The following is a 25,784-nucleotide window of genomic DNA, read 5'->3' on the forward strand; positions in this document are numbered from 1 at the left end:
CCAATTTGAAACAACAGTCTGCAATGACGCGTTATGGTTGTATATATTCAATGTGATCGCGTGCGATTGTTTTTTGCCGAGATTCATCTTTTTAAGGTCGGCAATTCACTCTGTAATTTCATAAGAGCGGAAGTACTGCTCGTCATGGTTTAGAGCATTTTTACTTTATAAAACTGTAACATGCAGTGCGTATAAGCACAGTTTTATAAGGGCGGGTTTGCGATTTTGCCTTTTATAGTGCACCCCAATAAAATGCACATTTTATTTCCACTCATCTAATTTATTGATATAAAAAGAGAATATACATATTTCCCTGCGCTTTATTTGTGCTTTGCCATGTTTTTTTCGCATTTGCGAGAAGATCTGCTTGACGAAAAGTAAATGGTTAGATTAGATATAGGTGTTTCAGGGGACGACTGAAATTGGCTGTAACAAGCCTCGGAAGTGTTCCGAACGTAAGCACTGCCAAACTATATTACATTCTATATTCTATTATTTTCATTACGTATAAACCGCTTCGGGCAACCGGGGCGGTTTTTTATGTGATGCTAATTTAGGCAATTTTAAATTGCATTCAAAACGCTTCCCGAAAAGATATTCTTCCAGCATTGGGTTTTCCGAAAGCAAATCGCGCAGGAGCGTCGCGTCTGTCGCAGGCGAGGCCTGTTTTTAGTGTAGCTCAAGGCGCCGTTGAAAGCCGCGAAAAGCCCACGCCGGTCAGCGCTGATGCTGCTTCCGTCTGCTAGCGGCTTTATTTCGTCAGAGCAGCCAGCGCGTCTTTTGCAAATGCAGAGATGGGTTCGGGAAGGTTATCGGGGTCGAACCAGCCGATATCGGAAAGCTTGTCCGGTTCTGTCAGTACCGGCTCACCCTGCGTGTCGCGGGTGACGAAGATCAGCGAGACCCAATGGTGCCGGTCTGCGACATTGATATATTCGCTATGACAGAGAAATTCGACCTTGCCGATTGTCAGCCCGGTCTCTTCTTCAGCTTCTCGCCGTGCTGCGGCGAGGGATGATTCAAGGTGATCGACTTTGCCGCCCGGAATATTCCAGTATCCGGCTTCCGGCGCTTTCAAGCGCCGGCATAAAAGCAGGCGGCCATCACGCAATATGGCAAGCCCAACGCCGACGCCCGGAAAATCTTGTCCTGGCTTGATCGTCGGCGTCATGCGTATTGTTTCCTGCGTCAGGCCGTCGGGGCTCAGCCCTTGGCGTTGGCCACGATCAGCATGAAAGCGGGAATGTCATCGCCGAAACCAACAGGCGTCGGACCATCGTCATGGTCACGGTAATGGCGGCGACGGTCGCGGTTGTCGTCATTGGCGTGCAGCGGGTTCAGGTTGCGGCTGTTGCGCTCGGAATTGCGCGGGGTCTTTTCCGGTCTGCGTTCTGCCTTCACCTTGTCTTCTCCGTGAGCCGCGATGTCCGTATCCACAGTGGTGGATTGTGCACCCTGATTGATGTTTTCGACCGGCGATGCAGGTGCATCGCGACGGTTTCTGTCGCGGCCTCTGCCGCCACGTTCCTTGGTGCCCCGGCGGCCGGTATTGCTTTCAAAGCTTTCCATGGGCGCGGGGAGGGAGGACAGGTCACCGTTCAGCCATTCGACCTTCTCGGTGATCAGCTTTTCGATCGCGTCGAGATATTTCGCATCGCTCTTGGTGACGAGGGTGAAGGCCTTGCCCGAACGGCCAGCACGACCGGTACGGCCAATGCGGTGGACATAGTCTTCGGCATGAATGGGAACGTCGAAGTTGAAGACGTGGCTGACATCGGGAATATCAAGACCGCGGGCTGCAACGTCGGAAGCGACCAGCAGCGTCAGCTGACCGTCCCGGAAGTTCTGCAGCATGGTCGTGCGCGAACGCTGGTCCATGTCGCCATGCAGCGCGCCAACGGAAAAGCCGTGACGATCCAGCGAACGGAAGAGGTCGGCAACGTCCTTTTTGCGATTGCAGAAAATGATCGCGTTCTTGAGTTCGGCTTCTTCGGCACGGACGAGATCGCGCAGGACAGCACGCTTCTCATAGTCCTTGTTGTGCGAAGCGACGATGCGTTGGGTAACGGTTTTTGCCGTGGAGGAGGGCTTGGCAACCTCGATACGGGTCGGGTTCTGCAGGAACCTGTCGGCAAGCTTCTGGATTTCCGGCGGCATGGTGGCTGAGAAGAACAGGGTTTGCCGGGTAAAGGGAATCATCTTGGCGATGCGTTCGATATCGGGAATGAAGCCCATATCCAGCATGCGATCGGCTTCATCGATCACGAGGATTTCAACGCCGGTCATCAGGAGCTTGCCGCGCTCGCAATGGTCGAGAAGGCGGCCGGGCGTGCAGATGAGAACATCGGCGCCGCGCTCAAGCTTGCGGTCCTGATCTTCAAAAGAAACGCCACCAATCAGAAGGGCGACGTTCAGCTTGTGATTCTTGCCGTATTTCTCGAAGTTTTCGGCTACCTGAGCCGCCAGTTCGCGGGTCGGCTCGAGGATCAGCGTGCGCGGCATTCTTGCGCGTGCGCGGCCTTTTTCCAGCAGTGTGAGCATCGGCAGAACGAAGGATGCGGTTTTCCCCGTGCCGGTCTGTGCGATACCGCAGATATCACGCTTTTCGAGAGCGGGCGGAATTGCGCCAGCCTGAATGGGTGTCGGCGTCGTGTAGCCGGCATCTGCAATAGCGGAAAGAACTTTTTGGCTCAGGCCAAGATCAGAGAATGTTGTCAAAGGAAGAACTTTTTCCGTTCTGGTTCGGTAAGAATACCTGCGTGCCGCTGCGACACTTGCAAAGACTTGGCGCGGGGATATGCCCAAATTGCCAGAAAGTCAAGGAAACAACCGGAAATGCGCGCGAAACGGCGAGACGTTGGCGAGGCTTTTGAGCCTTGGACGCGGTTTCGGGCGATTTATCGCAAAAAGGGCGAAAAAAGCGTTAAAATCGTACTGCTATTTGAGATAGGTTTTAAGCTCGGCCCCAGCGACCAGAAACCGCATCGGATCAACAGGCGTGTCGTTGCGGCGGACCTCGTAATGTACGTGCGGACCGGTGGAGCGGCCGGTGCTGCCAGCACGGCCAACGATGTCGCCGGCCTCCACCTTGTCGCCGGCTTTGACCAGAATGGTGGAGAGATGGCCGAATCGCGTCGATACGCCCTGGCCGTGATCGATCTCGACCATATTGCCGTAGCCGCCGGAGTTTTCCGCAACCGTTACCTTTCCAGCGCCCGTCGCCTTGACGTCGGCGCCTGTTTCGGCGCGAAAATCGATGCCGGTATGTAAGGCAGGCCGTCCAAGGAACGGGTCGAGCCGGTTTCCGAATCGGCTGGTGATCGCCCTGCCGGGGGCCGGATTGCCGAAGGGCAGGGCGGTTGCGGTTTCCTTCACGATATCCAGCCGGTTGAGCGCATTGTCTAGATTGGTCAGAGACATATTGAAGGGATCGGTTTCATTCCCTTGCGGATCCGCATAGGGGCCGCCGACACTGTCCGTGCCACTTTCGTCGATTTTCAGACCCGCCTGCCGGATGATATCCTGCATCGCGCTTGCCTTGTCCTCGGCGTCGCTGGTCAGTCTGGCGATCCGTGATATCTGCTGGCGTTCGATATCCTTCAACGACAGCGTGACCTTGGAAAACACGCGGTCGGCGCGGTCGGAAGGCGTTTCGCCGTTTTCGGGCACATAGGACGCCCGCTTGTCGGTTCCGGCTGGCTTTTCCGGCTGCGACGGGCGGGGCGCCATCAGATTTTCTATGGCGGAGAGGCCACCTGTCAGATCGGCGCGTTTTTCCGGTGCCATCGCGTTCGAGAGCGAGGAGGGCGCGGTTTGAATGGGGGCCGTGGCCGTGGAGGCGGCGATGCCGGAATTTTCCGCGCGCTCCAGCAATTCGCTCATCCGTCCGTGTCTGGACGTGAGTGCCGCCTGCTGTTGGAGCAGCTTTTCCACTTTCTTTTCAACCACCTGCTGGTCGAGCAATTGTCTTGAGGTAACGCGGTCCACCTGCGCCCTCAGCGCGGCGATACGGTCTTCGTAATCGTGCTGCATGCGGGTCTGGCGCGCCATGGTCGCGCCGATCAGGTCGTCACGCAGGATGAGATAGCCGGTGGCGCCCAGATAACCGAGCGAGAAAAGGCCGATCGTGCAGCCGGCAAGCGCCGTCATCCAAGGCCGGATCGTCATGTGCCGGACCTTGTCACCGCTTGCCAGCACCAGAACGTGCTGCTGCCGCTTTTTGCCGAATACCCGGTTTTCCGCTGTATCAGTCAAAATCTCTCTCCGGACTGGCCGATTTCTCACAGGAAATCATACTTCGTTAAGGTTAACGAAGTTTTGCACCATGCGCCGGGCTGCGGGCGTCAGCCGCTGTTGCTGACAGCGGTGAGGGAGCGGTAAAAGGATGGCGTCAACCCGGCTTCGGCGCGGGCGAGGTCGTTGAAGGGCGGTTTCAGCGGTCCCCGGAAATTGGCACGCACCAGTTGCCTGAAGGTTGCTGCCGGGTCCTTCTTTTCACGGGCGCACAGGAAGCGAAACCATTTGGCGCCGATGGCGACATGGCCCTTTTCGTCATTGTAGATGACATCGAGAACGGCGGCGCTTTCAAGGTCTCCGGTTTCGCGCATCTTCGCCTGCAGGGAGGGCGTCACGTCCAGTCCGCGCGCCTCGAGGATGAGCGGCACGACTGCGAGCCGCGCGGTGAGGTCGTTGCGGGTTGAATGCGCCGCCTGCCAGAGCCCGTCATGGGCGGGCAGATCGCCGTAATCCGCGCCGAGGTTTTGCAGCCTTTCCCGCACCAGCCGGAAATGTTTCGCCTCCTCGAAGGCAACCTGCATCCAGCCGTTGAAAAAGGAATGCGGCACCGGCTCGCTGGCATAACGGGCGACGATGTCGAGCGCGAGGTCAACGGCGTTCAGCTCGATATGGGCGATGGCGTGCAGCAGCGCTATGCGACCCTTGACGCTGTGGAGGGAGCGGCGCTCCACGGCGGTCGGCGGAACGAGTTCCGGTTTATCCGGCCTGCCCGGACGTTCGGGCAGGGGTGGATCTAGGGGGGAGCGCAGCGACAGGCGGCGCTCGAACCATCGTGTCGCCGTTTCCTGCGCCAGTGCGGTTTTTCTGTCGAGATCGGCGCAGGCAATCGCCTCGGTGGCGCCGCCGCGCAGCGAGATGATCCTGAAGGTGGGCGTCACGACAGGGGCGTCTCTCAGAGCTTCCGTGCGGCGTCGAGAACGGCCTGTGCGTGGCCCGGAACCTTCACCTTGTTCCAGATTTCCGCGACCGTACCGTCAGGTGCTACGAGGACGGTGGTGCGTTCGACACCCATGTATTTTTTGCCATACATGCTTTTTTCCTTCCAGACGCCGTAGGCCTCAAGAGCCTTCCGTTCCTCGTCGGCGGCCAGCATCACCGAAAGCTTGTGTTTTGCAGCAAACTTGTCGTGGCTTTTGACGCTATCAGGGGAAATGCCGATGACGACAGTATTGGCGGCCTCGAATTCCGCGCCAAGGGCACTGAAATCTATCGCTTCGGCGGTGCAGCCGGATGTGTCGTCCTTCGGGTAGAAATAGAGAACGACCGCCTTGCCTCGCAGGCCGGACAATGTCACCGTTCCTTCACCGTTGCGGGGCAAAGTAAAATCCGGTGCAGGGCTGCCAATCGTCAGTTCTGTCATAATCATCTTTCTTTCGCCGGGATGTTGAGTGAAAGTCGCCACATTCGATATATAGCGAAACCGGGCGTCGTCCAGTGTTGAGGCGAAACAAAAGCTATTCAGGGGCAAACACGGGCGTATGGCTGAAGTAAGGGGTGAAAAGGTCAAGTTCAGCAAGCGCGATATCGTTGCGCTGCATGATCTTCCTTCGGCGCAGGCCGAAGATCCTCTCATCGTGCATTGCCCGGCGCCGCGCTCCATGGCGCGTGCTCTCATCAAGATTTTCGCTGCTCTTTTCGTTCTGGCCTTCCTGTCCATCGGCGGCATCATTGTCTCCGTCGAAACCGGATCGATCGACAATGCCCTTTCCAGCCAGGCGCAGCAGGCGCTCGAACGGGCGCTCGGACCCCACTACAGCGCGCGAATCGGTTCGTCCGCCATCAGGTTCTCGACCGGGCTGCGGCTTGCGCTGGTGGCCGAGGATGTGGATATCGTCGAGAAGGAATCCGGCCAGCATTTGAGCCGGGCAAGGGCTATCGGTATGGCGCTCGATCCGCTAGCGCTTTTGACCGGACGCGTCTCCGTGCAAAGTCTCGAGGCCGACGGGATGGAACTCGATACGGCCCTTTTGCCGAAGGGTAACGGTTTCGACCTCGCCAGCATCCGGCTGGACGCGGTGCCGCAGCAGTTGCAGGCGGCGTTTTCCCAGCTGGACAAATTGGCGCAGGCGTTTTTAAGCAGCGGAACCGAGGAAATCGATATTTCCAGCGTTTCGATCCACTTGCCACCGAGCGAAGCCGGCAAGCCACGCGTCGTTGAAGTGCGTGAACTTTCGTTGACCCCTGACCAGCAGGGCGGATATTCGCTTGAGGGTGAAACGCTGTTTAACGGCGAAATCGCCAGCCTGTCGCTAAAGACATCGGGATCAGGCGGTGTGATAGACGGTTTCGACGCGCGCATCGACGGTTTCGACATCGGTCCTTTTCTGGAAAAATTCGATCCTGAAGGCAATCTTCATGAGGGGCTGAACGTCAAGACCGGTGTCAGCATCCTCGCCCGGCGTTCCATGCCCGGACATGAGCCGCGGCTGGAAATCTCGCTCGGCATGGGCAATGGAATGCTTCTTATCGGCGGCGAGGCTCAGCCCTTCACGGCCGGCACCGTCAATGCGCGCTACGATTTTCAGAAAAGCAGTCTTGTCATTGCGAATTCGCGGATCGACCTTGGGCGAACGGCTATTCCGGTCACTGGGGAAATCACGGATACCCAAGAGGGCTTCGGTCTTTCGCTGCAGATCGACAATGCGGTTGCCTCGGCTGAAGCCTCTGGCGAAGACCCCGTTCCTTTCAGCTTGAAGGCGGATGGGCAATTCAATGTCGCGACCAGGCAGCTCGAGGTTCCCTCGCTATACGTTACCGGCCCTCTTGGAGACATGGCAGGCTCGCTGAAAATCCGCTTCGGCCAGGGCTCGCCTGAAATCAGTTTCGCCGGACAGATTCCCAAGATGGAGGCCACGGCGGTCAAGCAGCTCTGGCCGTTCTGGATGGCGCACAAGCCGCGCGAGTGGGTGGTCTCCAATCTTTATGGCGGCACGGTCACGAACGGCTCGATTGCGATCTTCATTCCGCAGGGACGGATGTGCGGTCCCGGTTGCCCGCTGGTGCTGGGCGAGAGCGAAATGCAGATCCGCTTCGATATCGACGGTACGCGTCTCAATACCACCGGCGACATTCCGCCGCTGCGCGACGTTGATGCGCATTTCAATCTCGTCGGCGGCCGGATGAATGTCGATCTCAAGAACGCGACATCCTATTTCGCCTCCAATCGGTCGCTTGCGCTGGAGGACAGCCGGTTCTCCATGTCCGACGTCTATGCAAAGCCCCTGCTTGGGAATCTCGAGCTGAACGTTTCGGGCTCGGCCGATGCCGTGGCGGAGCTTGCGACGCTGAAGCCTATCAATGCGCTCAAGGATACGCAGTTCAAGCCGGATGACTTCACCGGCGACGTGACGGCGAATGCAAAGCTGACCGTCGGCATGCTTTCCAGCCAAAATCCACCGCCGCCGGTGTGGACGGCCGATCTCGATCTGAAGAACCTGTCGCTGACAAAGCCGTTTGCCGGCCGCAAGGTGACCGCGCTTGACGGTTTCATGTCCATCAACGACCGGCAGCTCAAGCTTGAAGGCAAGGGCCGGGTGGACGATGTGCCGATGTCTATCGAGATGACGGAGCCGGTGCGCAAGAACAGCGACGTTGCTCCAACGCTGTCGCTGAAAGCAACCCTGAACGAGACGCAGGTCGCCAAGCTTGCACCGGAGCTTTCCACGGTTCTTGGCGGCACGACCGTTGTGGAAATCGATGGCGCGGATACGAAAAGTCAGGAGATACAGCTCGATCTGGCGAAGGCGTCTATCATTCTGCCGGGGCTTGGATGGAGCAAGGGCGTCGGTATTCCGGCAAAAGCGACCTTTACCCTGGAAACCAGCGATGGCCGCACGACGATCAGTGATTTCTCCCTAACCGGGGACGGCTTCGGCGCGGCCGGAGATGTCACCTTCACCAAGAACGGGCTGATTTCCGCCGATCTCAGCCGCGTGCAATTGTCACCTTCCGACAATTACGCCGTCGCCGTCACTGCCTCCAAAAACGGATATAGCATCAACGCTTCGGGAAAATCGGCCGATCTCCGGCCTTTCCTCTCAAAGCTTCGCAGTTCCTCAGGGGCAGGTGACGGCACATCGCGTTCGCAGCCGTCCCTTGCCATCAAGGCGCAACTCGACAAGGTCTACGGCTTCAATGACGAGATCCTTTCCAATGTCAGTGCCGATGTCAGTGTGCGTGACGGCAAGGTCCGTTCGGTTGATTTTCGCGGCGTCACCGGCAAAGGTCAGGCGGTTGTGGCGCAGACGACCAATCGCGGCGCGACGGGAACCGTGACGCTTACCAGCAGCGACGCCGGTTCTCTTGCCCGTTTCACCAATATCTACACCCGCATTCGCGGTGGTCTTCTCAATCTCGCACTCTCGACCGTCAACGGCAGCGACTGGAGCGGTTCGCTCGATCTGCGCAATTTCGCCGTTGTCAACGAAGCGAAGCTTCAGGATATCGTCGCCACGCCGACGGGCGATGACGGCCGGAGCCTCAACACGGCGGTCCGCCGTAACATCGATGTCAGCTCGGAGAAATTCCAGCGCGGTTTTGCCCGGCTCGTTTACGTCAACGGCTCGGTTGCGGTGGAAAACGGCGTGGTGCGCGGCGAACAGATCGGTGCGACCTTCCAGGGCCTGCTGAAAGACCAGAACGGCCGTATGGACATGACCGGCACCTTCATGCCCGCCTATGGCCTGAACCGGCTGTTCGGCGAGCTGCCCTTTATCGGCATCTTCCTCGGAAACGGCCGCGACCGGGGGCTGCTCGGCATCACCTTCAAGCTTTCCGGCCAGACGGACCAGCCGAAGCTGACAATCAACCCGCTGTCGCTGATAGCGCCGGGCGTCTTCAGGCAGATTTTCGAGTTTCAATAAAAAGGGCCGCTTCCGCGGCCCTTCATCTGATGATTTGCGCGGGTGTTACGCCGGGCGAACGAGAACGTGCTTCTTCTTGCCAACCGAAAGCTTGATGATGCCATCGCCGGTGATCTCGGCGGAACCGATCATCTGGCGATCGTCGGATACGCCCTTGTCGTTGATCTTTACCGCGCCGCCCTGAACGTGACGGCGGGCTTCGCCATTCGAGCCGGCAAGGCCAGCGCGGACGATGAGCGACAGGACGCCGACGCCGGCATCGAGTTCGGATGCCGGAACCTCGATGGAGGGCAGGTTTTCAGCAAGCGCGCCTTCCTCGAAAGTCTTGCGCGCCGTTTCGGCAGCTTCTTCGGCAGCGGCACGGCCATGCAGGATAGCCGTCACTTCCGTTGCGAGGATTTTCTTCGCCTCATTGATCTCAGATCCGCCAAGGGCGGCGATGCGTGCGATCTCATCCATCGGCAGCGTGGTGAAGAGCTTCGCGAAGCGAACCACGTCCGCGTCTTCCGTGTTGCGCCAGTATTGCCAGAAATCATAGACCGGTAGCAGGTCCTTGTTGAGCCAGACGGCACCAGACGCGGACTTGCCCATCTTCGCACCCGAAGACGTGGTCAAAAGCGGGGAGGTCAGCGCATAGAGCTGCGGTGTCCCCATGCGGTGACCGAGGTCGATGCCGTTGATGATGTTGCCCCACTGGTCAGAGCCGCCCATCTGCAGGCGGCAGCCGGTACGCTGGTTCAACTCCACGAAATCGTAGGCCTGGAGGATCATGTAATTGAATTCGAGGAAGGACAGCGACTGCTCGCGGTCGAGGCGCGTCTTCACGCTGTCGAAGGACAGCATGCGGTTGACCGAGAAGTGGCGGCCGACGTCGCGCAGGAATTCGAGGTAGTTGAGCCCACGCAGCCAGTCGGCATTGTTGATCATCAGTGCCGGATTTTCCGCGCGATCGTAATCGAGGTAGTTGGCGAAGACGTGCTTGAGCGAGGTGATGTTGTCCTCGATCATGTCGATCGTCATCAGCTTGCGGGCCTCCTCCTTGAAGGATGGATCGCCAACCATGCCGGTGCCGCCGCCCATCAGAGAAATCGGCTGGTGACCGGTCTTCTGCATCCAGTGCAGCATCATGATCTGGGTGAGGTGGCCGACATGCAGGCTGGAGGCCGTCGGGTCATAGCCGATATAGGCGGTCACGGTTTCCTTGGCGAACAGTTCGTCGAGACCCGACTCGTCGGAGATCTGGTGAATGAAGCCGCGCTCATCGAGCGTGCGGAGGAAATCGGACTTGAACCTGGACATAACCTTTTTCTTTCTGGTTGGACCTTTGCCGTCATTGTCTGTCAATGAACGCGGGGGGGCTTTACCATTGTTTTTTGAAAAGTGCACCCGTTTCGGCCATGAATAACGGCGATTCATCTCCGCATGATTCGATATTGAAAGGGAGCAGCGCGTGGGCGAGGTCAAAACGGCAATCGGGCTGATGAGCGGGACGTCGATGGACGGCATCGATATCGGCCTGTTGCGCACGGATGGCGAAAACGTGGTCCGGCATGGGCCGAGCGGTTATTTCCCCTATGATCCGGGCCTGCGCGCCACGTGGCAGAAGGCGCTGGTTACGGCCAAAGCCATTCGCGAACGGCGCGAGCGTCCGGGTGACCTCGCGGATGCGGAACGCAAGCTGACGCTTGCCCATGCGGCGGCAGTCAAATCCTTCCTCCACCGCCACCGGCTTGAAGCCAGCGATATAGACGTGATCGGTTTTCATGGCCAGACGGTGCTGCATCGGCCGGATGAGGCGTTGACCGTGCAGATCGGCGACGGCGCGCTTCTGGCCGAGGAAACCGGTATCGATGTGGTTTACGACATGCGTGCCAACGACATGGTGCATGGCGGGCAGGGCGCACCGCTCATTCCTGCGTACCACATGGCGCTCTCCGTCAATCTGCCTGATGGCTTCGAAACGCCCGCCGTCTTCGTCAATATCGGCGGCATATCCAATCTCACCTATATCGGCGAGGGAGGGCGGCTTGCGGCTTTCGACAGCGGTCCCGGCAATATGCTGATCGACCAGTGGATCGAGGCGCATACGGGCAAAGCCTTCGACAAGGGCGGCAGGACGGCGGCGGGCGGCAGCGTCGTTGCCTCGCTAGTGACGCGCTACATGGAAAGCCCGTTCTTCTCGGCCAATATCCGCCGCTCGCTTGACCGCAGCGATTTCGTGCCGCCGCAAAAGGGCGAGGTTTCGCTGGCGGACGGCGCACGCACGCTGTCGCATCTGACGGGTGCCGCGATCCTCAAATCGGCGAGCTATCTGCCGGAAGCGGCTAAGACCTATGTGATCTGCGGCGGCGGGCGACTCAATCCTGTTATCATGGAAGAGTTTGCGAGCCTTGCTGCCAAGCAGGGTGCGCGGGTAATCGCGGCGGAAGAGGCGGGGTTCGACGGCGGGGCGATGGAGGCGGAGGCCTGGGCCTATCTGGCGGTGCGATCGCTGAAGGGGCTGCCGCTAACCTATCCAGGGACGACGGGGGTGAATGAGCCGGTTACGGGTGGGGTTTTGGTCAGGGCGTAATAGACGACGGCGGGCTTGGCTCACCCCCTCTGCCCTGCCGGTCAGAGGGGGTGAGCCAAGCCCGCCGTCGATCATTGTAGGTAGATCAACACTGACCTAAGCTGCGCTCCTAAATCACCGAATGCGCTTCGCTGCCGGTTCCGGAACCAGTTCGCCATTCAGGCGGCGGTCGAGGTAGTCCTCGCATTCGCTCATCAGCTCATCAACCTTGCCGTTGAAGAAGTGGTTGGCGCCGGGAAGGGTGCGGTGGGTGATGAGGATGCCCTTCTGGGTCTTCAGCTTTTCGACCAGACCGTTGACGTCCTTCTCAGGCGCGACCTTGTCGGCGTCGCCATTGATGATGAGGCCGGAAGACGGGCAGGGGGCGAGGAAAGAGAAGTCGTAGGTGTTGGGCTGCGGCGCAATCGACATGAAACCTTCGATTTCCGGGCGACGCATCAGAAGCTGCATGCCGATCCAGGCGCCGAAGGAATAACCGGCGACCCAGCAGCTTTTCGAATCGGGATGCAGACTCTGCACCCAGTCGAGAGCGGACGCGGCATCGGAAAGCTCGCCGGCGCCATGGTCAAACTCGCCCTGGCTGCGGCCGATGGAGCGGAAGTTGAACCGGAGCGTCGTGAAACCGCGCTTCTGGAAAAGATAGAAGAGCTGATAAACGATCTGGTTGTTCATCGTGCCGCCGAACTGCGGGTGCGGATGAAGGATGATCGCTATCGGCGCGCTCTTTTCCTTGGAGGGTTGATAACGGCCTTCGAGGCGACCCGCAGGGCCGTTAAAAATGACTTCGGGCATTGGTACTCCGGTCGTGTTTTTTCATTCTCCAACCGCATTCTTCCGACGAGAAGACTTGACGAACTGTGTCATCTTTTCTAGAACGCAGTTTAGAATAATTCGAAACTTTGCGTGTGCTTAAGCACTCGGACCGTGTCATAAGGCAAGCGCAACTGTAATTTCAAGAAAAATGCGTTTTGGCGCATGGAAGATTGAGCGAAGCTTTTCCGCGATGACGGTTTTGACGCGCACATATATGGACTGGAACGCCACGGCGCCGCTTTTGCCTGCGGTGCGGGATGCTCTTGTCCGCGCTCTCGATATCACGGGTAATCCGTCCTCCGTACACCGGGAAGGGCGCGCAGCCCGTGCGGCCGTCGAGGCCGCGCGTCGTGACGTTGCTGTGGTCTGCGGCGCCCAGGCGTCGCACGTGACCTTTACGAGCGGTGCGACCGAAGCGGCCAATCTGGTGCTTTCGCCTGAATTCAAGATGGGGCGCGCTCCCGTACGCTATGGTCGTCTTTACGTTTCGGCGATCGAACACCCGGCTTTTCGCGAAGGGGGCCGGTTCGACAAGGCTGACGTTACGGAAATTCCCGTTACGTCAGCGGGTGTCATCGATCTTGCGGCCCTTGAGGCGCTGCTGTCATCGCACGACAAGTCCACTGGTCTGCCGATGGTCGCCTGCATGCTGGTCAATAATGAGACCGGCATTCTTCAGCCGGTGGCTGAAGCGGCGCGGCTTGCACATGCAGCTGGGGGATTGATGGTCGTCGATGCCGTGCAGGCTGCCGGCCGCATCCCGCTCGATATCAATGCATTGGATGCCGATTTCCTTGTGATCTCGTCCCACAAGCTTGGTGGCCCGAAGGGTGCTGGGGCGCTGGTGTCCCGCGGCGAGGTGATGATGCCGAAGCCGCTGATCCATGGTGGCGGTCAGGAAAAGGGACATCGTTCCGGTACTGAAAATACCCTGTCGGTCATCGGTTTCGGTGCCGCCGCCGCTATTGCTGCGCAAAACCTCGAGACCGAAGCGACGCGTCTTGCAGCGCTGCGCGCAAGGCTGGAAGACGGCATGCGGGCAGTCGCGCCTGACGTGATCATCTACGGTGAGGATGTCGGCCGTGTCGGCAATACCACGTTTTTCACCTTGCCCGGTTTGAAGGCGGAAACGGGCCAGATTGCATTCGATATCGAAGGCATTGCGCTCTCGGCCGGTTCGGCCTGCTCGTCCGGCAAGGTGGGTGAAAGCCATGTGCTGACGGCGATGGGACGCGATCCCAAGCTTGGCGCACTCAGGATTTCCCTTGGTCATGCGACTGATGAGGCGGATATCGAGCGCGCGCTCGCAGCCTTTACGAAAATTGCCGGGCGGCGCAGGCTGACCGGTCAGGCCGCTTAAAATGCGGCAAAGAATTGCGGAATAGCAATTTTCCGCTTGCCGGGATGTGTGAAAAGCGCCATCCCGCACTTACATGGGTATTAGCTCCGCCCCGTTTATACGGGCCCGGATTATTTGCCCGAAGATGGATGAAGGCGGCTATCCGCCTTGATACGTTGACAAGCCACCGGACCTTGGCTCCGGCGAGATTGGAGAACGACATGGCAGCGGTTCAGGAAACGATCGATCAGGTTCGCCAGATCGATGTGGACCAGTATAAATACGGCTTCGAAACCGAAATCGAAGTCGACAAGGCCCCGAAGGGCCTTTCGGAAGAGGTGATCCGCTTCATCTCGGCCAAGAAGCAGGAGCCGGAATGGATGCTGGAATGGCGTCTTGAGGCTTACAAGCGCTGGCTGACGATGGAAGAGCCGACATGGGCGCGCGTCAGCTACCCCAAGATCGACTTCAACGATCTCTATTATTATGCCGCACCGAAAAGCACGCCCGGCCCGAAGTCGCTGGACGAAGTCGATCCGGAGCTGCTGAAGGTTTACGAGAAGCTGGGTATCCCGCTGAAGGAACAGGAAATCCTGGCCGGCGTGGAAAACCGTCGTGTGGCCGTGGATGCGGTGTTCGACAGCGTCTCCGTTGTCACCACCTTCAAGGCGGAACTGGCAAAGGCCGGCGTGATCTTCATGTCGATCTCCGAAGCCGTGCGCGAATATCCTGATCTGGTGAAGAAATATCTCGGTTCGGTCGTGCCGCAGACGGACAATTTCTACGCAACGCTGAACTCGGCCGTCTTTACCGATGGTTCCTTCGTGTTCGTGCCGAAAGGCGTTCGGTGCCCGATGGAGCTTTCCACCTATTTCCGCATCAACGAAAAGAACACCGGCCAGTTCGAGCGCACGCTGATCATCGCCGAAGAAGGCGCCTACGTCTCCTATCTGGAAGGCTGCACGGCACCTCAGCGCGACGAGAACCAGCTTCACGCCGCCGTGGTGGAACTGGTGGCACTCGACGATGCCGAAATCAAATATTCCACCGTCCAGAACTGGTATCCGGGCGACAAGGACGGCAAGGGCGGCATCTACAACTTCGTGACCAAGCGCGGCGATTGCCGTGGCAACCGTTCGAAGATTTCGTGGACGCAGGTTGAAACCGGCTCGGCCATCACTTGGAAATACCCGTCCTGCATTTTGCGCGGCGACGACAGCCGTGGCGAATTCTATTCGATCGCGGTTTCCAACGGCCATCAGCAGATCGACAGTGGCACCAAGATGATCCATCTCGGCAAGAACACGTCGAGCCGCATCATCGCCAAGGGCATTGCCGCCGGTTTCTCGGAAAACGTCTATCGCGGGCAGGTCTCGGCTCACCGCAAGGCGACCAACACGCGCAACTTCACGCAGTGCGACTCGCTTCTGATCGGTGACAAGTGCGGCGCGCATACCGTGCCCTATATCGAGGCGAAGAATTCGTCTGCTCATTTCGAGCATGAGGCGACCACGTCGAAGATTTCCGAAGACCAGCTGTTCTATTGCCTGCAGCGCGGCATTCCCGAGGAGTCGGCCATCGCACTGATCGTCAACGGCTTCGTGAAGGATGTCATCCAGCAGCTGCCGATGGAGTTTGCGGTTGAAGCGCAGAAGCTGATCGGCATTTCGCTGGAAGGTTCGGTCGGCTGATCGTCATACGAATACGCACTTTGAGTGCGCGGTTTCGCGCACCTTCGCTCACACTATTCTTAGGATAAAACCATGCTTGAAATCATCGACCTGCACGCAAAGATCGCCGATACCGAAACCGAGATCATCAAGGGCCTCAACCTTAAGGTTGCTGCCGGTGAAGTTGCGGCCATCATGGGCCCGAACGGTTCCGGCAAGTCGACGCTGTCCTACATCCTGTCGGGCCGCGAAGACTATGAAGTCACCTCCGGTGACATCCTCTATAACGGCGAAAGCATTCTGGAACTGGATGCCGCCGAGCGCGCTGCCAAGGGTATTTTCCTGGCCTTCCAGTATCCGGTCGAAATTCCGGGTGTTGCCACCATGCAGTTCCTCAAGGTTGCTATGAACGAGCAGCGCAAGGCGCGCGGCGAGGCCGAGCTGACGACGCCGGACTTTATCCGTCGCGTCAAGGAAGCTGCCGGCGATCTTAAGATCGACATGGACATGCTGAAGCGTCCGCTGAACGTCGGTTTCTCCGGCGGTGAGAAGAAGCGCGCCGAAATCCTGCAGATGGCACTGCTGGAGCCGAAGCTGTGCGTTCTCGACGAAACCGATAGCGGCCTCGACATCGACGCGCTGAAGATTGTGGCTGATGGCGTCAATGCGCTGAAGTCGCCGGATCGCGCCACTGTCGTCATCACCCACTACCAGCGCCTGCTCGATTACATCGTGCCTGATAGCGTTCACGTTCTTTACAAGGGCAAGATCATCCGTTCGGGCGACAAGGCCCTGGCGCTGGAGCTGGAAAACAATGGTTACGCCGACATCATCGGTGAAGCGGCCTAAGCCAGAGGCCAGGAGGTGATGTCCATGAACATTCAAACGACCAATCGGCTGACGCCAGCGGAAACCGCGCTGATCGACGCCTATACCGCCAAGTTCAGCGAATTGCCGGGCAATGGTGCGGTTGTCGCCGCCCGTGACGTGCTGTTCGACGATCTGAAGACCGGCGGTCTTCCGACCCGCCGCATCGAGGCGTGGCACTATACCGATCTCAAGAGCCTGTTGCGTGCCATTCCCGAGGACCAGCCCGCACCTGTTATCGACAAGCAGGCGTCTGTTGTCGCCGGCTCGTCCGTCGCCTACGTGCTGCATGGCACGGCCAATGTCGGCAAGATCGAAGACATCAGCGTTTCCAGCTTTGCCGAGAGCCTGCTTGACGGCTCGGCCGCCACAGGCCTTGCGGAAGCCAGCAAGGACGACGTGATCGGCCGTATCAACGGCAGCTTCGTGCGCGACGGTCTGATGCTCGACATTCCCGCCGATGCCGAGATCGAAAAGCCGATCGAATTGCAGGCGATCCATGGCGCAGGTCAGGTTCACAGCCGCTTCCCGGTGCGCTTCGGCAAGGGTTCGAAGGCGACCGTCATCGAGCGTCACCTTTCGGTGACTTCGGATGCCGCCCTTGTCTCCTCCGTCACCGACATCGTTGTCGAAGACGGTGCGGAAGTGACCTGGATCATCCTGCAGCAACAGGGCGCGGCCGATATTCATCTTGGCCAGCTGCGCATGAAAATCGGTGCGGACGCCAAGATTCGTCTATTTGTCATCAATGCCGGCGGTAAGCTGGTGCGGCAGGAACTGCGCATCGACGTGGACGGCGAGGGTACTGACCTCATCGTTCGCGGCGTCAACCTGTTGGGCGGCGAAACCCATACCGACGTGACGATGGTTCTTGGCCACAACGTGCCGAACACGACCTCGACGGAAGTGTTACGCAACGTGGTCTTCGACCGTGCAAAGGGCATTTTCCAGGGCATGATCCGGGTTGCCCCCGATGCCCAGAAGACCGATGCGAAGATGGCGTGCAATACGCTGCTGATGTCTGACGATGGCGAGTTCTCGGCAAAGCCGGAGCTTGAAATCTTCGCCGACGACGTTCAGTGCGGTCACGGTGCGACGGTTGCCGATATTGACGACAACCATCTCTATTATCTGATGGCGCGCGGCGTGCCGCGGGCAAAAGCGCGGGCGATGCTCGTCAATGCCTTTGTCGCTGAGATCGCCGAGGAACTGGAAGAAGAAAATCTGATAGAGGCGCTGGAGACGATCATCTCCGGCTGGCTGGAACATCATGCCTGAGAGCGAACGCGCCGCATTGGCGGCCCCTTATGACGTTGAAGCCGTGCGGAAGGATTTCCCGATCCTGTCGCGCGAGGTCTATGGCAAGCCGCTGGTCTATCTCGACAACGGCGCGTCCGCTCAAAAACCGCAGGTGGTCATCGACGCCGTTTCGCATGCTTATTCCAATGAATATGCGAATGTGCATCGTGGCCTGCATTTCCTCTCCAATGCCGCAACCGACGCCTATGAGGCGGCGCGCGAAAAGGTGCGCCGTTTCCTGAATGCCGGTTCGGTGGACGAGATCGTCTTCACCAAATCCTCCACCGAGGCGATCAATACGGTTGCTTACGGTTACGGCATGCCAAAGATCGGCGAGGGCGACGAGATCGTCATTTCGATCATGGAACATCACTCCAACATCGTGCCGTGGCATTTCATTCGCGAGCGGCAGGGCGCCAAGCTTGTCTGGGTGCCTGTCGATGATGACGGCGCGTTCCATATCGAGGCTTTCGAAAAAAGCCTGACGGAGCGCACCAAGCTCGTTGCCATCACCCATATGTCGAATGCGCTGGGCACCATCGTGCCGGTCAAGGAAATCTGCCACATCGCCCATGAGCGCGGCATTCCGGTGCTTGTCGATGGCTCTCAGGGCGCGGTTCACATGCCGGTCGACGTGCGCGATATCGATTGCGACTGGTACGTCATGACCGGCCACAAGCTTTACGGTCCCTCGGGCATCGGCGTGCTCTACGGCAAGGCTGACCGCCTGAGCGAGATGCGGCCGTTCCAGGGCGGCGGCGAGATGATCCTCGACGTGTCCGAAGACAATGTGACCTATAACGAGCCGCCGCATCGTTTCGAAGCGGGAACGCCGCCCATCGTGCAGGCTATCGGTCTTGGCTATGCGCTTGATTACATGGACAATCTCGGCCGTGCCGCGATTGCAGCCCACGAGGCTGATCTTGCGGCCTATGCTGCCGAGCGGCTGCGCGAGGTCAACTCACTGCGAATCATCGGCAATGCGCCTGATAAGGGCGGTATCTTCTCCTTCGAACTCGAGGGCATCCATGCCCATGACGTGTCGATGGTGATAGACCGGCGCGGCGTTGCCGTGCGTGCCGGCACCCATTGTGCCATGCCGCTCTTGAAACGGTTCGGCGTCACCTCCACATGCCGGGCATCGTTCGGCCTTTACAATACCCGCGCCGAAGTAGATCGTCTTGTCGAGGCGCTTGACTATGCGCGCAAATTTTTCGCCTGATATCAGGATTGAGGTTCAGGACCATGACTGCCGAAGCCACTGCAAAGACCCATGATGTGACCGAAGACGCTGCAAAGCCGTCTTCCATTGCGCCCGACGAACTGGCGCGTCTTAGCGACGACGTGATCGCGGCGCTGAAAACCGTGTACGATCCGGAAATTCCGGCCGATATTTTCGAACTCGGTCTCGTTTACAAGATCGATATCGAGGACGACCGGATGGTCAAGATCGTCATGACGCTGACAGCGCCCGGCTGCCCGGTGGCCGGCGAAATGCCTGGCTGGGTGGAAAATGCCGTCGGCGCGGTCGAAGGTGTTTCCGGTGTCGAAGTGTCGATGACCTTCGATCCGCCGTGGACGCCGGACCGCATGTCGGAAGAGGCTCAGGTCGCCGTCGGCTGGTATTGAGACTGACGTGATTTTGACAGTCGTCATCCCTTGATGGCGCCTTCAAGCGCTATTAAATTGAAATCCATAAACATCGAGCCTTGAACTCGATTGTCGAAGGAGAATTAAGCCCATGGGCTTTGCGATCATGACCATGACCGGCGCTGCTGCCTCGCGCGTTAAAGCAATCGTCGAGAATTCCGGCCCGGACGCCAAGGGTGTGCGCGTCGGCATCAAGAAGGGCGGCTGCGCGGGCATGGAATATACCATCGACCTCGTGACGGAAGCGGATGCGAAGGACGATCTGGTCGAATTCGATGGAGCCAAGGTGTGGGTTCAGCCCTCCGCCGTGCTCTATCTGCTCGGCACCCAGATGGATTTTGAAGTGACCAAGATGCGCTCCGGCTTCACCTTCAACAACCCGAACCAGACGTCCGCTTGCGGCTGCGGTGAGTCGGTGGAACTGAAGCCTGCCGATCTGGCGGCGCTGGCGAAGCAGCGCGAGGCTGAAGCCAGCGTTTGATTGGCTGCGCCATTTTGCCGATCAGCGGGATGTTTGCTGTTTCAACGTATCGATAAAATCCGCCAGCGGATGAATCGATGGCGTCGTTGTCAAAAGCGGCTCGAGAGCTGCTGCGATCTTCCCGCAATCCTCCTCGGCAAGTGGTCGAAGGCTGGAGCTGACTTTGTTGTAGTCGGGCGTTCCGCGTGACGCGAGGGAGCGATTGATCACAAACAGTTCCGTTTGTCCGTCAATTCGTTCCACGAAGAGCGCAAGCGAACCGCCGTCTGCAGCAGCGGCGCTATCCGATACCGATTTGAACATCGAAACTCTCCGTAAATCATGAACCTTTTCCGTTGAGGCCGTTGCAGCCTCGACGGCTCGTCTCACTCGTGCCGCAGCGCCTCGATCGGGCTCAAACTCGCTGCCCGCCGCGCCGGGAAATAGCCGAAAATCACGCCGATGGCAGCCGAGAAGACGAAGGCGAGGAAGATGATCGACGGGCTGGTGACGAAGGGCACGTTGAGGAAGCTGACGACGCCATAGGCAAGGCCAAGGCCCGTTAATATGCCGACCGTGCCGCCCAGGGCAGAAAGCATGACGGCTTCCACCAGAAACTGCGTCAGTACCTGTTTTTCCAGTGCGCCGATGGCGAGGCGAATGCCGATCTCGCGGGTGCGCTCGGTTACCGAAACCAGCATGATGTTCATGATGCCGATGCCGCCGACCAGCAGGCTGACGGCTGCAACCGCACCCAGAAGCCCGGTGAGCAGCGTCGTCGTGCCGGTCATGGCAGAGGCGATCTGCGTCATGTCGTTGACGGTGAAATCATCCTCGCGGCCAATGTTGATGCGCCGCCGTTCCCGCAGCAGGTTCTGCAGGTCGCTTTGCACCTTGGCGGTGGAAACGCCGTCCTGCGCGGAGACCATGATCGAGGAAATGGTGGTGGTGCCGCCGATGCGCCGCTGGTGGATTTTGAGCGGCATGATGATCGTATCATCCTGATCGTCACCGAGGCCGGATTGGCCTTTTCGGGCGAGAACACCGATGACGGGGCAGGAGATGTTGCTGACGCGGATCGTTTGTCCGACCGGGTTTTCAGCGCCAAAGAGTTCCTGCCGCACCGTTTCGCCGATGATGCAGCCTATCTGCCCTCCGCGATCTTCGGCCGGCTGGAAGTCACGGCCCAGCGCAAGCGTCCAGTCCTGTGCCAGAAGATAATCATTGGTGGTGCCGATGACGCTTGTCTGGTGGTTCTTGCCGCCGAAAATGACCGTTGCGGCGGAGCTGCGGTTTTGAGGAGCAACGGCGCGCAGGCCGCTGATCTGGTTGCGGATCGCCTCGACATCGCGATCATCGAAACGTTTGGCTTCCGTGCTGGCGCGGCCGGGCCCGAACTGGCCGGGGCGCACGAACAGCATGTTGGTGCCGAGCCGCGACAATTCCGATTTCACCTGTTCGGTTGTGCCGTTGCCGATGGTTACCATGGCGATCACTGCGGCAACACCGATGACGACGCCGAGCACGGTGAGGAAGGAGCGGAGCAGGTTGCGGCTGATGGCGCGCAGCGCGAGACGCGACGTTTCAAAGAACATCGGAAGTCTCCTTGTTTTCCGCTGCGCTGTCGGAGGCGAGATGGCCGTCCACGAAACGCAGGAGGCGTCCCGCATGGGCAGCGATATCCTCTTCATGCGTGACCATGACGACCGTAATGCCCTTGTCGCGGTTGAGCGTGGTGATCAGCTCCATGATCTCGGCGCTGGTTTTGGTGTCGAGGTTGCCTGTGGGTTCGTCGGCCAGAAGCAGAGCGGGGCGGGTGACGATGGCCCGTGCAATGGCCACACGCTGCTGCTGACCGCCGGAAAGCTCCTGCGTCGTGTGGTGCTCGCGGCCATTCAAACCCACCTGTGCAAGCGCCTCCATGGCGCGCGCGCGCCGTTCCGAGGCTTTCATGCCCCGGTACACGAGCGGCAGCTCGACATTTTCCACCGCCGAGGTTCGCGACAGGAGGTTGAAGCCCTGAAACACGAAACCCAGCATGTGGCGGCGCAGCAGCGTCAGATGTTCATTGTCGAAACCGCTGGTCGGCACGCCCTGAAACAGATATTCGCCCGATGTCGGCACATCCAGGCAGCCGATGATGTTCATTGAGGTGGATTTGCCGGAGCCGGATGGCCCCATGATAGCGACGAATTCCTTCTCGTGGATCGACAGGCTGACGCCGTCAAGCGCGCGGATCGTCGCTTCGCCCCGTCCATATTGCTTGACGACATCGCGGAATTCTATGAGCGGCGGCTGTTGCATGCGGTTTTCCTCCGTCAGCCGGCGTTGCGGGCTGAGGCATCGGTAATCACCAGATCGTCGGCCTTCAACTCGCCCGATTTTACCACGGTATGCTGGCCATCGGTGGAGCCGGTTTCGATCGAAACCGAGACGGGTGTGTTGTTACGCAGCACCCACACCGTTCTTTTGCCTGTCGCGGCCGGACCGGCATCGCGGTTCTGCGACCGGCCCATGCGGGGAGAGCGGAACAGGCTCATCAAGCCACCGCCACGGGAGGCGGATTCGCGCGGCGGCGTATATCGGAGCGCGGAATTCGGCACCAGCAGCGTATCCTTGATCTCCTCGACGACGATATTGGCGGTTGCCGTCATGCCGGGGCGCAGCAGCAACTCCTCATTGTCCACCGTCAATATGCCCTTGTAGGTCACTACGTTAGACACGGTCTCGGAGGCGAAACGCACGGTCTCTATTTCAGCCGGGAAGCTACGGTCGGGATAAGCATCGACGTTGAAGGTGGCCTTCTGCCCGGTTTCAACCTTGCCGACATCCGCCTCATCCACCGACACCTGCAATTCCATATGGCGCAGATCGCCAGCAATGGTGAACAGCACGGGAGCGTTGAGCGAGGAGGCAACGGTGGCGCCGGGATCGACACTGCGGGTGAGGATGACACCATCGATGGGCGAGACGATCTTCGCCTTGCCGAGATTGACCTCGGCCAGCCGCAAATCCGCTTCCGCCGAAAGCACGGTCGCCTCGTTGACCTGCAGCGTGGCGCCGGCGGCATCGTGGTTGAACTGCGCGGCATCCAGATCCTGCTGGCTGGAGACCCGGCTCTGGACGAGGGACCGCAGACGCTCCATCGATGTTTTTGCCGAGCCGAGATCGGCGCGCGCCTTCAGCACATTGGCCTTGGCGGAGGCAAGCTTGGCGCGGGCGCTCTGCACGTCGGCCTCCAGCTTGTTGGTGTCCAGTTCCGCCAGAATATCGCCTGATTTGACCGGGCTGTTATAGGTAACGTTGACCTTGCGAATGGTGCCGGACAATTCGCTCGATATGTCGACCTGATCGGTCGGCTGGACTGAGCCGGTGGAGGTTACGATGACGGAAAGGTCGCCCTGTCTCGCCGCTTCCGTAGTGTAGGTATAGGCGACGCCTGCGGCACGCGACTGGTAATAATAACCAAGGCCCCCACCGATCAGCACCACGGCTGCTGCGGCATAGAGATAGCGGCGCGACTTCTTCTTTCTACCTGACCTGCTGGTACCCAGAATGTCCCGCAGATCGGGCTGGCTGTTTTCCGTGTCGCGGCCATTGGTGTTGGCGTCATTCATTTTCGTCACCCGCAAAATTCAAAATACCACAGAGGATTGTTTCCACCCCCTGTTTCCGGTCCGTCTGTCGCTGTTTGTATTCCTCTGATTGTGGGAAGTGACATAGCTTGCCTAAAGGGGGAAGTGAAAACTTGGTAATATTTATGATAGCTCTGGTCTGCTAGAGATAAATCCGAAAAGGCCGATGCCACTGATGTGGCGCCGGTTTCAGCAGCGACATGCAGGACGATGATATAATGAACGACAATGTGGTGAAGTTCCGCAAACCGGCGCCCCCGAAAAAGCCGCGCCAGCCGCTTGGGCCAAAATCGAAAAAAGCCCTGACGATCGCCGCCATCATCGCTTTTTTTGCCGCCGCCTGGGGGTATTTTACGCTGTTCGGGCAGGGGTGACGCTCTGAAAGCCGTATTGGGTATAGACGCCGCATGGACTGTTACCCAGCCAAGCGGGGTCGCCTTGGTCATCAACGATGGAACAGGCTGGACGCTGCGTGCCGCCGCATCTTCCTACGTTGGCTTCCTTGCCTGTGGAACCGATATCCCGGTTCTCGCTGATCGCCCAAGGGGATCAGTTGCCGAAGCATCGGCGCTTCTGGCGGCCGCAGAAGCCCTTGCAGGATGCAAGATCGATCTCGTTACGATTGACATGCCGCTCTCGCATCAACCGATTACTGCCCGCCGTGCTTCTGACAATCTGGTGTCTTCCGCCTATGGTTCCCGGCAATGCGGCACCCACACCCCAAATGCAATCAGGCCCGGCAAGGTCAGTGATGATCTTAAAATGGGGTTTGAACTTGCGAGATATCCGTTATTAACCAGGGAAATCAGCAGTCCTGGTCTGCTCGAAGTCTACCCGCACCCTGCGCTTGTTGAACTGACCAACGCCGCGAAACGGCTTCCGTATAAGCAGGGAAAAGTCGGCAGCTACTGGCGGTCGGATACGTCCGCAGACCGTCGCGCCAAACTCCTCGAGGTCTGGTCGTTCATCATCGCACATCTGGATCGACGGATAGGTGGGGTTGCCGATGCACTCATCATCCCTGCGACGAACGCAAAGGGATGGGAGATGAAGGCTTTTGAGGACAAGATGGATGCCGTCGTGTGCGCCTGGGTCGGGATTTGTGCTTTGGAGAGTGAGGCAGTGCCGTATGGCGACGACATTTCCGCGATGATTACGCGGTCGTGGTTTGTCCATTTTGCAGATTGAGACATTGAAATCGTTACGAATTTTTTGGGCCTCCAAAACGTCTTGGGCGTCTTGCGGCGTTTGATTTGGGCACATTCTGAAGCAAGACAAAGAAAAACCCGCCGGAGCGGGTTTTGTAAGCCGGTCTTTACCCGATTTGGGGTCGATCTTACCCAATCCAGGTAAGCTCTGATCTCCTGTAGAAGCGGGCGATGAACCCCTCGGGTTCGAAGATCGGCGAGATTCCAGCTCGGTCGAGTTCTGCCTTGATCGCGGCCCTGTGGCCTTTGCGAGTTTTCGCGATCTCCGTCAGGGAAACATAGGCGGCCTGAAACTCTGCCAGAGACTGCCGCTCAACAAACTTCACCTCCCGGCCATTCTCACGACGGAGGGTTCGCTGACGGAGATAACCCCGCTTGATCAAATCCGCGACCGTGAACGTCGCCGTACCAAGCACGCGTTCCGCTTCCCTGAGCCGCATCAGTTCGTCGTCGCCCCCGGCCAACGGACCGCTCTCGAGCTTCAGGGCGTCCGATGCCACCCTTGCTCTCTGCAGAATGGGTGTTCTGCCGGCAACGATGAATGCCTCGAGGCTGCCTTCGAGGATCATGGCGACCAGTGTGTGGAACGGGCGATGCCATGAGCGGGCGGCCTTGCTGAGCGACATGTACCCCTCGTCACTCGCTACCTCCGTCATTTTCACCGTCAGACGGTGCGTCAATTCCACCACCGCTGACTTGCGGATGCGGGTGTAAGCCCGTTCATCGTCTGACCGCGTTTCGACCTGCTCCAGAATGCCTGCGTTGAGAACGTCGTAAAGGCGTTCTTCCCGAAGTCCCAGCGCCGCACCCGCCTCTTTGCTCGTCAGGGTATCGTTGGCGGCTTCCAGGATCGACCGTAGGGCCACGGCATCGAAGTAGGTGCGGCTGTCTGGGAGGCCATCCCGAAAATGGGGATCATTTGCCTTCATCAAAGCTCTGATCCGATCTTTGTTGACCCCATAGTCGGCATGCGCTGAGTTCACACAGTAGAGGTGCCGGGTGCGTACGGGCTTGAGTGTAGCGCGGCAATCAGGATGAGACGCTGGCGACAATCTGGATGAGATTCTTAGGTCGCGGTCGAGATCAAGTTATCACGCTGATTGTCGCTGACAA

23 protein-coding genes are annotated in these 25,784 nt (G+C 58.8%); 11 read left to right on the forward strand and 12 right to left on the reverse strand.

The window, feature by feature from the left end; all coding sequences use genetic code 11:
- Positions 1–751: 751 nt before the first annotated feature.
- From ASD46_RS09365 to ASD46_RS09385, 5 genes are all read right to left on the reverse strand, one after another.
- Positions 752–1,171 carry an NUDIX domain-containing protein gene (locus ASD46_RS09365; RefSeq protein ID WP_003515990.1) on the reverse strand — a complete coding sequence of 140 codons (420 nt, stop codon included), beginning with the start codon at positions 1,169–1,171 and terminating at the stop codon, positions 752–754.
- Positions 1,172–1,203: 32 nt separating this feature from the next.
- Complete coding sequence (locus tag ASD46_RS09370) at positions 1,204–2,718, reverse strand: DEAD/DEAH box helicase (protein WP_019567097.1); 1,515 nt, start codon at positions 2,716–2,718, stop codon at positions 1,204–1,206.
- Between the two features lie 219 nt (positions 2,719–2,937).
- Positions 2,938–4,254 (reverse strand): M23 family metallopeptidase, encoded by a 1,317-nt coding sequence (locus ASD46_RS09375; protein ID WP_025593889.1) that lies wholly within the window; start codon positions 4,252–4,254, stop codon positions 2,938–2,940.
- Between the two features lie 89 nt (positions 4,255–4,343).
- Positions 4,344–5,174 carry a ferritin-like domain-containing protein gene (locus tag ASD46_RS09380; RefSeq protein ID WP_025593888.1) on the reverse strand — a complete coding sequence of 277 codons (831 nt, stop codon included), beginning with the start codon at positions 5,172–5,174 and terminating at the stop codon, positions 4,344–4,346.
- Positions 5,175–5,188: 14 nt separating this feature from the next.
- A complete protein-coding gene (locus ASD46_RS09385; protein ID WP_025593886.1) occupies positions 5,189–5,656 on the reverse strand; it encodes a peroxiredoxin in 468 nt (155 codons plus the stop codon).
- Positions 5,657–5,774: 118 nt separating this feature from the next.
- Here ASD46_RS09385 and ASD46_RS09390 point away from each other — a divergent pair, with 118 nt between their 5' ends.
- A complete protein-coding gene (locus tag ASD46_RS09390; RefSeq protein WP_035198544.1) occupies positions 5,775–9,158 on the forward strand; it encodes a DUF3971 domain-containing protein in 3,384 nt (1,127 codons plus the stop codon).
- Between the two features lie 45 nt (positions 9,159–9,203).
- On the opposite strand, the gene tyrS is transcribed toward ASD46_RS09390, so the two are convergent.
- Positions 9,204–10,457 carry a tyrosine--tRNA ligase gene (tyrS, locus tag ASD46_RS09395; RefSeq protein WP_003515978.1) on the reverse strand — a complete coding sequence of 418 codons (1,254 nt, stop codon included), beginning with the start codon at positions 10,455–10,457 and terminating at the stop codon, positions 9,204–9,206.
- Positions 10,458–10,608: 151 nt separating this feature from the next.
- Between tyrS and ASD46_RS09400 the strand changes: the two genes are divergently transcribed.
- Entirely contained in the window at positions 10,609–11,730 is a 1,122-nt protein-coding gene (locus ASD46_RS09400; protein ID WP_035198543.1) for an anhydro-N-acetylmuramic acid kinase, read from the forward strand.
- A gap of 114 nt (positions 11,731–11,844) precedes the next feature.
- Here the strand turns inward: ASD46_RS09400 and ASD46_RS09405 are convergent, their stop codons facing one another.
- The gene (locus ASD46_RS09405; RefSeq protein WP_003507952.1) at positions 11,845–12,522 is read right to left on the reverse strand and encodes an alpha/beta hydrolase; all 678 of its coding nucleotides are present in this window, start codon (positions 12,520–12,522) and stop codon (positions 11,845–11,847) included.
- 211 nt (positions 12,523–12,733) lie between these two features.
- Here ASD46_RS09405 and ASD46_RS09410 point away from each other — a divergent pair, with 211 nt between their 5' ends.
- The 7 genes from ASD46_RS09410 (at position 12,734) to sufA (ending at position 19,849) form a co-directional block, all read left to right on the forward strand.
- Positions 12,734–13,903, forward strand: a complete 1,170-nt coding sequence (locus ASD46_RS09410) for a cysteine desulfurase family protein (RefSeq protein ID WP_025593882.1) — start codon at positions 12,734–12,736, stop codon at positions 13,901–13,903.
- A gap of 200 nt (positions 13,904–14,103) precedes the next feature.
- A complete protein-coding gene (gene sufB / locus ASD46_RS09415; protein ID WP_003507956.1) occupies positions 14,104–15,573 on the forward strand; it encodes a Fe-S cluster assembly protein SufB in 1,470 nt (489 codons plus the stop codon).
- Between the two features lie 72 nt (positions 15,574–15,645).
- Positions 15,646–16,401: a Fe-S cluster assembly ATPase SufC gene (sufC, locus tag ASD46_RS09420; protein ID WP_003507958.1), complete on the forward strand. Its 756-nt coding sequence runs from the start codon at positions 15,646–15,648 to the stop codon at positions 16,399–16,401.
- Positions 16,402–16,425: 24 nt separating this feature from the next.
- Positions 16,426–17,697 (forward strand): Fe-S cluster assembly protein SufD, encoded by a 1,272-nt coding sequence (sufD, locus tag ASD46_RS09425; protein ID WP_060642099.1) that lies wholly within the window; start codon positions 16,426–16,428, stop codon positions 17,695–17,697.
- A complete protein-coding gene (locus ASD46_RS09430; protein WP_025593877.1) occupies positions 17,690–18,940 on the forward strand; it encodes a cysteine desulfurase in 1,251 nt (416 codons plus the stop codon). The genes sufD and ASD46_RS09430 overlap by 8 nt, the downstream gene beginning before the upstream one ends.
- 23 nt (positions 18,941–18,963) lie before the next feature.
- The gene (locus tag ASD46_RS09435; protein ID WP_003515972.1) at positions 18,964–19,347 is read left to right on the forward strand and encodes an SUF system Fe-S cluster assembly protein; all 384 of its coding nucleotides are present in this window, start codon (positions 18,964–18,966) and stop codon (positions 19,345–19,347) included.
- Positions 19,348–19,459: 112 nt separating this feature from the next.
- Complete coding sequence (sufA, locus tag ASD46_RS09440; protein WP_003515971.1) at positions 19,460–19,849, forward strand: Fe-S cluster assembly scaffold SufA; 390 nt, start codon at positions 19,460–19,462, stop codon at positions 19,847–19,849.
- A 21-nt stretch (positions 19,850–19,870) separates the two neighbouring features.
- On the opposite strand, the gene ASD46_RS09445 is transcribed toward sufA, so the two are convergent.
- From ASD46_RS09445 to ASD46_RS09460, 4 genes are all read right to left on the reverse strand, one after another.
- The gene (locus tag ASD46_RS09445) at positions 19,871–20,152 is read right to left on the reverse strand and encodes a hypothetical protein (protein ID WP_019567106.1); all 282 of its coding nucleotides are present in this window, start codon (positions 20,150–20,152) and stop codon (positions 19,871–19,873) included.
- Positions 20,153–20,214: 62 nt separating this feature from the next.
- Positions 20,215–21,423, reverse strand: coding sequence for an ABC transporter permease (locus ASD46_RS09450; RefSeq protein ID WP_025593875.1), 1,209 nt, complete (start codon positions 21,421–21,423; stop codon positions 20,215–20,217).
- Positions 21,413–22,132 (reverse strand): ABC transporter ATP-binding protein, encoded by a 720-nt coding sequence (locus ASD46_RS09455; protein WP_025593874.1) that lies wholly within the window; start codon positions 22,130–22,132, stop codon positions 21,413–21,415. The genes ASD46_RS09450 and ASD46_RS09455 overlap by 11 nt, the downstream gene beginning before the upstream one ends.
- Positions 22,133–22,146: 14 nt before the next feature.
- On the reverse strand, positions 22,147–23,445 hold the full coding sequence (locus ASD46_RS09460) for an efflux RND transporter periplasmic adaptor subunit (RefSeq protein ID WP_035198968.1): 1,299 nt from the start codon (positions 23,443–23,445) through the stop codon (positions 22,147–22,149).
- Positions 23,446–23,681: 236 nt separating this feature from the next.
- Here ASD46_RS09460 and ASD46_RS27455 point away from each other — a divergent pair, with 236 nt between their 5' ends.
- Complete coding sequence (locus ASD46_RS27455) at positions 23,682–23,837, forward strand: hypothetical protein (RefSeq protein ID WP_003515963.1); 156 nt, start codon at positions 23,682–23,684, stop codon at positions 23,835–23,837.
- A 64-nt stretch (positions 23,838–23,901) separates the two neighbouring features.
- Entirely contained in the window at positions 23,902–24,651 is a 750-nt protein-coding gene (locus tag ASD46_RS09470) for a DUF429 domain-containing protein (RefSeq protein WP_060642096.1), read from the forward strand.
- Positions 24,652–24,799: 148 nt separating this feature from the next.
- On the opposite strand, the gene ASD46_RS09475 is transcribed toward ASD46_RS09470, so the two are convergent.
- Positions 24,800–25,600 (reverse strand): hypothetical protein, encoded by an 801-nt coding sequence (locus ASD46_RS09475; protein WP_060642097.1) that lies wholly within the window; start codon positions 25,598–25,600, stop codon positions 24,800–24,802.
- Positions 25,601–25,784: the final 184 nt, after the last annotated feature.

Origin of the sequence: Rhizobium sp. Root491, from assembly GCF_001427205.1 — a bacterium.
Lineage (GTDB): Bacteria > Pseudomonadota > Alphaproteobacteria > Rhizobiales > Rhizobiaceae > Agrobacterium > Agrobacterium tumefaciens.

Bases quoted from the DNA above. Each gene is read 5' to 3' on its own strand.
- ASD46_RS09365 (WP_003515990.1), bottom strand. From the start codon at position 1,171: ATGACGCCGACGATCAAGCCAGGACAAGATTTTCCGGGCGTCGGCGTT.
- ASD46_RS09385 (WP_025593886.1), bottom strand. From the start codon at position 5,656: ATGACAGAACTGACGATTGGCAGCCCTGCACCGGATTTTACTTTGCCC.
- ASD46_RS09390 (WP_035198544.1), top strand. From the start codon at position 5,775: ATGGCTGAAGTAAGGGGTGAAAAGGTCAAGTTCAGCAAGCGCGATATC.
- tyrS (WP_003515978.1), bottom strand. From the start codon at position 10,457: ATGTCCAGGTTCAAGTCCGATTTCCTCCGCACGCTCGATGAGCGCGGC.
- ASD46_RS09405 (WP_003507952.1), bottom strand. From the start codon at position 12,522: ATGCCCGAAGTCATTTTTAACGGCCCTGCGGGTCGCCTCGAAGGCCGT.
- ASD46_RS09410 (WP_025593882.1), top strand. From the start codon at position 12,734: ATGACGGTTTTGACGCGCACATATATGGACTGGAACGCCACGGCGCCG.
- sufB (WP_003507956.1), top strand. From the start codon at position 14,104: ATGGCAGCGGTTCAGGAAACGATCGATCAGGTTCGCCAGATCGATGTG.
- sufC (WP_003507958.1), top strand. From the start codon at position 15,646: ATGCTTGAAATCATCGACCTGCACGCAAAGATCGCCGATACCGAAACC.
- sufD (WP_060642099.1), top strand. From the start codon at position 16,426: ATGAACATTCAAACGACCAATCGGCTGACGCCAGCGGAAACCGCGCTG.
- ASD46_RS09430 (WP_025593877.1), top strand. From the start codon at position 17,690: ATGCCTGAGAGCGAACGCGCCGCATTGGCGGCCCCTTATGACGTTGAA.
- ASD46_RS09435 (WP_003515972.1), top strand. From the start codon at position 18,964: ATGACTGCCGAAGCCACTGCAAAGACCCATGATGTGACCGAAGACGCT.
- sufA (WP_003515971.1), top strand. From the start codon at position 19,460: ATGGGCTTTGCGATCATGACCATGACCGGCGCTGCTGCCTCGCGCGTT.
- ASD46_RS09445 (WP_019567106.1), bottom strand. From the start codon at position 20,152: ATGTTCAAATCGGTATCGGATAGCGCCGCTGCTGCAGACGGCGGTTCG.
- ASD46_RS09450 (WP_025593875.1), bottom strand. From the start codon at position 21,423: ATGTTCTTTGAAACGTCGCGTCTCGCGCTGCGCGCCATCAGCCGCAAC.
- ASD46_RS09455 (WP_025593874.1), bottom strand. From the start codon at position 22,132: ATGCAACAGCCGCCGCTCATAGAATTCCGCGATGTCGTCAAGCAATAT.
- ASD46_RS09460 (WP_035198968.1), bottom strand. From the start codon at position 23,445: ATGAATGACGCCAACACCAATGGCCGCGACACGGAAAACAGCCAGCCC.
- ASD46_RS27455 (WP_003515963.1), top strand. From the start codon at position 23,682: ATGAACGACAATGTGGTGAAGTTCCGCAAACCGGCGCCCCCGAAAAAG.
- ASD46_RS09475 (WP_060642097.1), bottom strand. From the start codon at position 25,600: ATGAAGGCAAATGATCCCCATTTTCGGGATGGCCTCCCAGACAGCCGC.